At 42.6% G+C, this 7,799-nt stretch carries 5 protein-coding genes; 2 read left to right on the top strand and 3 right to left on the bottom strand.

Features of this window, described 5'->3' with window-relative positions; translation table 11 throughout:
* Positions 1–255: 255 nt before the first annotated feature.
* Complete coding sequence (locus H6G32_RS09515; protein WP_190457466.1) at positions 256–669, top strand: hypothetical protein; 414 nt, start codon at positions 256–258, stop codon at positions 667–669.
* Between the two features lie 246 nt (positions 670–915).
* Here H6G32_RS09515 and H6G32_RS09510 read toward each other — a convergent pair whose 3' ends face one another.
* The gene (locus H6G32_RS09510) at positions 916–1,380 is read right to left on the bottom strand and encodes an MgtC/SapB family protein (RefSeq protein ID WP_190457464.1); all 465 of its coding nucleotides are present in this window, start codon (positions 1,378–1,380) and stop codon (positions 916–918) included.
* Between the two features lie 359 nt (positions 1,381–1,739).
* On the opposite strand from H6G32_RS09510, the gene H6G32_RS09505 reads away from it, so the two are divergent.
* Positions 1,740–4,106: a putative PEP-binding protein gene (locus H6G32_RS09505; RefSeq protein WP_190457462.1), complete on the top strand. Its 2,367-nt coding sequence runs from the start codon at positions 1,740–1,742 to the stop codon at positions 4,104–4,106.
* Between the two features lie 193 nt (positions 4,107–4,299).
* On the opposite strand, the gene H6G32_RS09500 is transcribed toward H6G32_RS09505, so the two are convergent.
* Positions 4,300–4,971: a DUF1361 domain-containing protein gene (locus H6G32_RS09500; protein WP_190457460.1), complete on the bottom strand. Its 672-nt coding sequence runs from the start codon at positions 4,969–4,971 to the stop codon at positions 4,300–4,302.
* Between the two features lie 467 nt (positions 4,972–5,438).
* Entirely contained in the window at positions 5,439–7,643 is a 2,205-nt protein-coding gene (locus H6G32_RS09495; protein ID WP_190457458.1) for a response regulator, read from the bottom strand.
* Positions 7,644–7,799: the final 156 nt, after the last annotated feature.

The raw sequence follows: 7,799 nt of genomic DNA, 5'->3' as shown, positions 1-7,799 counted from the left end.
TGACCGTGACCATAATGCAGCAATAAATATAAAAAATAGAGCGGTAGGGCATTCCGTTCTTAAAGCTCAACGCCTCCTAAGCGATAGCCGGATTGGTTGAGAAGCCTACACCTACTCGAAGAGAGGTGTAGGAGTATGTCACAATATACTCTTGGTAATTATACTAATAACATCTATGTATTGCCGTTAAGCATACCATAGTCTCACAGTAACTTAGTATTTTTGTAATAAATTAGATTTACAGCCAGTTTAGATATGCCCAAAACCCATGACATTTTGGATAAAAATGAGATTGCATCACTAGGTGCATCCTTACGAGCGATTGATCAAAAGATACTCAAAAAGGGTAACAAATCCGGTACAGCCAGAATTTGGTTTCAAGGAGCAGAACCTTACTTTGATGTTTTTTTTGAATTAAAAGATAATCAGATCATCTGGTTTCAATTTACATTACGGGGGAAATCCCTTTCCTGGAATCGTAAAAAACCGGGATTTCAAACAGGTAATACTAATGAATTAAATATTGATGATGTCAGTTTCTATGCCGCTAGTAAAACAATGGAAAATGACACTCACTCAGATTTAGAGTTTATCAATTTAGTCAAATCAATTCTCCAAACTAGGACAGAAGAAGCAATTTTTATCCAAGTTTTGGAATTGTTTAATTAAGTAAGTAGGCGCAAATAAATCAAACTATGTTAAGTAAAGTGAAAAATATTAAAATTAGCTCTTAGTAAGGCCTTTAGCCTTACTTTGTCAAGAGAAAGAGGGCATAGCTGCGCTTACCGCGTAGCGTCTCGATCTCGAAGAGAGGGCTAAAGCCCTCACTACCAACCTTGAATTATTTACACCAACCTACTTAGTGTTTTATTGGTTGTTAGCTCTATTAGCCACTTGCTAATGACGAATGACCAATTACAAATTAGTTTTTTCTAATTTTTTGAAAACGTTGAGAACTACAAAAGTTAGCACAGCACAAATTAATCCTAACTGCCAAAAACCACACCCGGCGGTAATTCCCAAAGCTGCTGAAACCCAAACAGCCGCAGCTGATGTGAGTCCATGAATTTCTGGTTTCTGGGATGCTTCAGAAGACTGACGCACAATTTCTCCCGCACCGAGAAACCCCACACCAGTTGAAATACCCTGAATTACGCGACTCAAAGCATCGGTACTGGGTTGCATCGCGCTTGTTTGCATAGCAGCTATGAGGGTAAACATGGCTGAAGCTAAACTGACCAACATATGAGTTCTTAACCCAGCTGGTTTGCGTTGGCGTTGGCGTTCTAAGCCGATAATTGCCCCAAATATTAATGCGAGGCATAGGCGAAAGCTGATATTCAGCCAGTCATTGCTGTAAATGTAGTAATTGCTTGTCAATTTTCGGTTTGCTAGAAATAATTTTTTGTTCTACATTGATTGGTAATATATCTCTGAAAACTAAGTTCCTATTTTCTGGCGGAATTTTATATATGGATTCCACCTATATCTTGTTGAGATTAAACCCATTAATGTCTTCTTTTTTGACTAATTAGGCATTATTTTGCTGAAAAATATAGGAGTTCACGCATAATTTATAGCAATATCAATATTCTGGGCAGACAGGATAATTTGCCAGCTTATGGAATACTGATTAAATGTTTGAACATCATTTCAATGATCAAATTTTAGCTTAAATTAGTTGATTTAACCATAAACTCAATAATTAAACACAATATCGCTAACTGACAACTAATTGAGTGGACAAACTCTACTGGCTCGACCAAATTAAACTACAAGACCGCGCTAAAGTAGGCGACAAAGCCTTTTACTTGAGCAGAATCATGCAGCGGGGTTACCCGGTAGTGCCTGGTTTTGTAGTTTCGGCGGAAGTTTTGCGATACTTTCTAGAAAGTCTCAATAGTTCAGATTCATTAGTAGCTGACTTACCCCATTCTTCCTTACACCTGGATGTAGATAATTGGCGTCAACTTCAGCATGTAGCTGGCCGCTTGCGTCAGGAAATTATCACTGCTAGTGTACCACCCCAGTGGGCCAGTAAAATTTTCACAGCAGCCAGAGAATGGCAAACTGGCTGTTTAATTTTTCGCCCTACGCTGTTTGTATCGGGTGCTACACAGGGAACGAAGAATATGTCTGGATTGCTGGAGTCAGTCTTTTGTCCCTGTGATGAGGAAGCGATCGCATTAGCATTAAAGCGCACTTGGAGTCAGTTATTTCGCGCCAGAAGTCTACTATATTGGCGGCAGGCAGGAATTAACCTGCAAAAAATTAATTTAGCAGTGCTAGTGCAACCGGTAGACAATGCGATCGCCTCTGGGTTACTCAATGCCAACACATCGACTTGGGAAATTGAAGCCACTTGGGGATTAGGAATGGCGATCGCCAACGGTGAAGTATTGCCAGATGCTTATCACATCCAAAGGGAAACTGGGGTTGTCTTAGAGCGACAATTGGGGAATAAAATGCTGGCTTATGGTGTTGATCATGGCCCATGTTTAGATACTGGGCAATCCTTCCCTAAGTCAGTCCTAACAGCAGATAGTACTTGTCTACTAGCCTACCTGCTTGAGGAAACCCAACAAAAACAGTACGCTTTATCAGAAGAATACCTGCAACAATTAATTGCTTTGGGAACTCAGCTAGTGAGTGAAATAGGTACAACCTTGACCATGAAGTGGACTATCGCTCAGACATCCTCAGCCCCCAAGCTACTCCTAACCCAAGTTAGCCCTCCCCAATCTGTAATTAAGAGTTTGTACTTCATTAAGGCTTTAGGAGCAGCTGGGGGACGTGTGATGGGCAATGCATACATAATTGGCAGTTCACAACAGAAACCCGAAACACTACCCAAGGGAGTAATTTTAATTGCCACCGTGGTAACACCGGATTGGTTACCATTACTGCAACAAGTTGCTGGCATTATTACCGAACGAGGGGGATTAACTAGCCACGCAGCGATTCTAGCCAGAGAATTGTGTATCCCTGCCGTGGTAAGTGCGACAGATGCCACAACCCTAATTCAAAATGGCGAACGCCTATTACTCGATGGCGACAGGGGAGAAGTTTATCGTATCAGAAGTGACGGAAGTGAGGGAGTTCAGGTGAAAATGGGTTCAGGGGAAAATCTAGCACTAACTTCTCCCCAAATCCCCAGCCCCCCATTACCTGATTCTCCCCTTACCCCTCACGTACCCATGATCGCTACCCAACTGCTGATTAATCTGAGTCAGCCCAGCTTAATCGAGCAAGTCCAAAGTTTTCCTGTAGATGGAGTGGGATTGTTGCGCTCAGAACTGATGGTGCTATCTATACTAGATGGGCAACATCCCCATAGTTGGCTTTTGGGGGGGCGTCAGGCAGAATTGTTAGAGCGTTGGTCTGAGCAGATTAGGCAATTTGCCCGCGCTTTTGCACCACGACCAGTTTTTTATCGTTCTCTAGATTGGCGATCCCAGGATTTGCCATCATTGAGTGATGGTTTACAGTCTTCTTCACAATCGATGCTGGGTGAACGCGGAACATACAACTATTTACAAAATCCTGCGGTTTTTGAGTTGGAACTGAAAGCCTTGGCATCTGTACAGGCATCTGGCTACAGCAATATCAACCTCATGTTGCCTTTTGTGCGGACTGTGGAAGAGTTTATATTTTGCCGTCGGAAAGTTGAGCAAGCAGGGTTAACCCAGGTTTCCCAGTTTCAGTTGTGGATGATGGCAGAAGTGCCCAGTGTGCTATTTTTATTGCCAGAATATGTAAAAGCGGGTGTAGAGGGGATTTCTATTGGTACAAATGACCTCACCCAATTACTGCTAGGAGTGGATCGAGAACAAGGACAACTAGCAAAAATATTTGATGAACGTCATCCGGCGGTAATGGGTGCGATCGCACAATTGATCAAAATGGCCAGAGTTGCGGGGATTCCCTGTTCAATCTGCGGTCAAGCCCCAGCTCTCTATCCAGAAATTATTGATAAATTGGTGCAATGGGGCATCACTTCTATTTCCGTAGAACCGGAAGCTGTTGAGCGAACATATCAGGCGATCGCTCGTGCCGAACAACGGTTAATTTTAGCAGCAGCCCGGCGGCAACTTGGCGAGTTGTAAACTCAAAAAAGGCGATGGTGCTTTGCACCCGCTCTCTTGCGATCGCACTGAAGCTGCATCTTTCTGTTGATAAGAAATTACCCGCTGCATATTCCCTTATTTAGATAGAGTATGAGACGGGTAGAGAGATAGATTAGTTGGTGATTTTGCAGCGGATAGTTATATAAGTGGGTATTTTGTCAAAAATATTCACTTATCCAGCATTTGGGGTGTGTGGATTAGTTTGCTGTGAATTTATACTTATATCATTCTGTGGTTGTCTCACAAAACCCAAAGATACTCGTTTCATCATCCAGTACAAACTGACAAGGACTACAAAGGTGATAGCGATAATTATTAAAGGTTGTTTACCAAGAATTTCTTCAACACCTTTAGTCAGCACGGCATCCGGTTGAGTAATAAAATCCCAACTATTAAAACGTAAGAACCGCCCCCAATAAATACCTACAGCCGAAAGAGCATGGGTAATTAACTCCATCCACAAAATCCATTGGCTTTTGCCGATGCGGTGTAAGTAGTAACCCCAATTAATTAAAGATATGACGTAAGCTTCAAACCCCGACAGAATCACCAGCAGATAAACAGGAATTAGCACCAAAGTAATCACCCACACCGATTGAACCTGGCGGATATCGTCTATCAGGTGAATTACATCAGTCAGCAAATAAGGCGCATTTGGTAAGAAAGCATAGAAAACTAGGAATCCTAGCCACCAAAGCCAAGAGCGGTAGCGTCTAATGCGAAACAGCCAAACACTCAAAGCCAAAGGTATAAAAGCCAGAAATAAATTCCAGGTCATCCAATTCATATTAACTCGTAAGACCTGTACAACTCTGGCCATCAGTTCAATCAATTCTTCTTTCATAAGTGCTTACTCGCAAGACCTGTGATTGATCTGGCTTCGTTCTTTAGTGTTAACCGAAAACCAGGAGTTTTCTTTCTTATATGCTAAACAATGACAATCACGACTGCCAAATTTGTCAAGCAATTAGCCTAATAGTTTAAAATTCTCCCCACCTAGCATTTCGTGCTGAAGGTGGGAATTTCCCAAACGCAAAGTAATGCACCTACTTATATCAATTCTATGTGAGGCTGCCCTTTATTCACCTAGAATTCATGAATTGCCCTTGAGCGGGTGTAGTTTTGAGTAAGTTCTATAGGCCCATCTTCAAAAAGAAATGGTATTAACGCAAGTTGCTAGTTATCTAGTTAGGGCTGGTAATGGCTAATAGGTAATGGTTAATAGTGTTTTTACCTATTACCTATTACCTATTACCTATTACCTATTACCTATTACAGGGACTACAGCCGCCTAACTAGCAACTTGGGTTATTAGACATAACAATGTCGTCCCACCAGTTTTTTCACCATATTAATCAATGTAGTTAACTCAACTGGCTTAGAGGCATACATATTAAAGCCTGCTGCCAGTGCCTCTGTACTATCTTCCTCTCTGGCATAGGCCGTTAAGGCAATAGCTGGAATCTGTCCTCCTTCTTCTGCTTCGAGGAGTCGGAGTTTGCGGATTAATGTATAACCATCTTCTGTGGGCATTCCAATATCACTAATTAATATATCTGGCGGGTATTGTTGAATTTCTGAGAGTGCCTCAAGAACTGAAGCAACAGCCGTTACCCTGGCTCCAGACTCCTCTAGTGCTATGGTGAGGAAATGTCGTGTATCAGTATCATCGTCCACAACCAGCACCAGCAAATTATCAAGGGGTAATGGATAGAGGAGCATAGAAGAATTTGGATTAATTGTTTCCCTTGTTTCGCTGGTAACGGCAGACGCCTCAACGGGCAGACTATTCTCTACTTCTAAACAGGGCAATTTTACGGTAAATGTCGCTCCCAGTCCTTCACCAGGGCTGTCTGCATGGATGGTTCCCCCATGGAGTTCTACCAAATGACGGGCGATGGCCAGCCCTAGTCCCAGTCCAGTTTGGGTTCTGGTGGTGCTGCCATCAGCCTGACGGAAGCGGTCAAAAACAAATGCTAGAAAGTCTGGTTTGATACCAAGACCTGTATCAGTCACTTCGATCTGAGCGTAGGTTTGGGCTGTATGTTGTTTTTCTGGATTACTGACAACTGATAGCCTGATTTCTACTCGACCGTTTTGGGGTGTGAACTTAATGGCATTAGTAAGTAAATTCCAGACAACTTGCTGCAAGCGGTCTGGATCACCTGAGACTCTAAAAGGTAAGGCTGAGGGGGCGAGGGCGATGGGGAAATAGGAGGAAGATGGGGATGAACAAGGAGTTAATTTTTGCTGATCTTCCTTGTTTCCTAGTTTTCGTGTCTCTTGTTTGCCAGTGTCGGTAGATACGATGAGAAAATTAAAGAGAATATTTTTAGCCTCAGCTTGAAGACGCACAGTATCGACTGCCGCCTCAATCACAGATACTAGGTTAATCGGGCAGATATTCAAAGATAACTTGCCGCGAATAATGCGTGAAACATCCAAAATATCTTCTATAAGTTGCTCTTGCAAAAGTGCATTGCGTTCAATGGTTTCTAAAGCACGTGCAATGGCTTTTTCGTCTAGTTTGCGATTGCGGAGTAGTTTAGACCAACCAAGTATTGAGTTTAGGGGTGTGCGGAGTTCGTGAGAAAGGGTAGCTAAAAACTCATCTTTCATGCGGTTGGCTGCTTTCGCCTCTTTGAGTGCTGCTTGCTCACGGATCAATTTAATACGTTCTTCTTCAGCAAGCTGGCGATCGCGTAGGGCGGCATAGCGATCGCTAATATCTTCTAATGTACCTACATAATTGATGACTTCCCCTTGTTCGGAAAACATTGGTGATGAGCGTAAGTTTACCCAACACAAAATTCCTGCTGGGGTAAGTATCCGAAATTCACCAGAATATTCTCTAGCTTCGTGGATGCAGCTCAACCAATCTCCAAGTACCTGTTCTTGGTCTTCTGGATGAAGCAATTGCCACCAATCCTCTGTTAAACTTTGCCCAGGAGTGAGTCCCAAAATAGTTTGGTAGCGAGGATTTGTATAAGTACAGTGTCCTACTATATCTGTTAAAAAAATTCCCACAGGTGAGCAAGCACTTAAAGAGCGAAACTGTTCTTCGCTTTTTCTCAGTTGGGCATTGACTGTGATCAGTTCTGCTGCTTGTCGTTGCACCTGAGCCGTTTTCTTAAACAAATCGACAAAGGCAGCTACCTTAGATTTCAATATTTCCGACTCAATTGGCTTGAACAGGTAGTCTACTGCTCCCAGACAATACCCTTTAAACACCATCGACTCGCTAGTGCTGAATGCTGTCAAGAAAATTATGGGGGTATGGTGCGATCGCTCTCGCTGTCGAATTAAGGCTGCGGTCTCAAATCCATCCATATCTGGCATTTGAACGTCGAGTAAAATTACAGCGAAATCTTGACTGAGCACACATCTCAGAGCTTGGGCACCAGATGTAGCCCTGACTAAATTCTGATTAAGGCTGTTAAGTATTGCCTCTAAAGCCAGCAGATTTTCTGGATGGTCATCAACCAGTAGGATGTTTACTTTCGCGTCGAATGCCATAGAAGAAATATATTTTCTGATACAGGAAAACGCTTTTTAACTTTTAGTGAGCATGAGCAAAGCTTAGTTAGTGTATGACGGTGTACCACGTGTTGCGCTCTTTACCCATATTGTTTACTTGTAACATTGTGGGAGTAAGCCATTGAGATACTTTCG

This window comes from Cylindrospermum sp. FACHB-282 (genome assembly GCF_014697195.1).
Taxonomy (GTDB): Bacteria; Cyanobacteriota; Cyanobacteriia; order Cyanobacteriales; family Nostocaceae; genus Cylindrospermum.
This window is presented reverse-complemented; position numbering and strand designations above follow the sequence as displayed.

What these genes read in the sequence shown, in the direction of transcription:
- H6G32_RS09515 (WP_190457466.1), top strand. Translation starts at nt 256, where the DNA reads ATGCCCAAAACCCATGACATTTTGGATAAAAATGAGATTGCATCACTA.
- H6G32_RS09500 (WP_190457460.1), bottom strand. Translation starts at nt 4,971, where the DNA reads ATGAAAGAAGAATTGATTGAACTGATGGCCAGAGTTGTACAGGTCTTA.
- H6G32_RS09495 (WP_190457458.1), bottom strand. Translation starts at nt 7,643, where the DNA reads ATGGCATTCGACGCGAAAGTAAACATCCTACTGGTTGATGACCATCCA.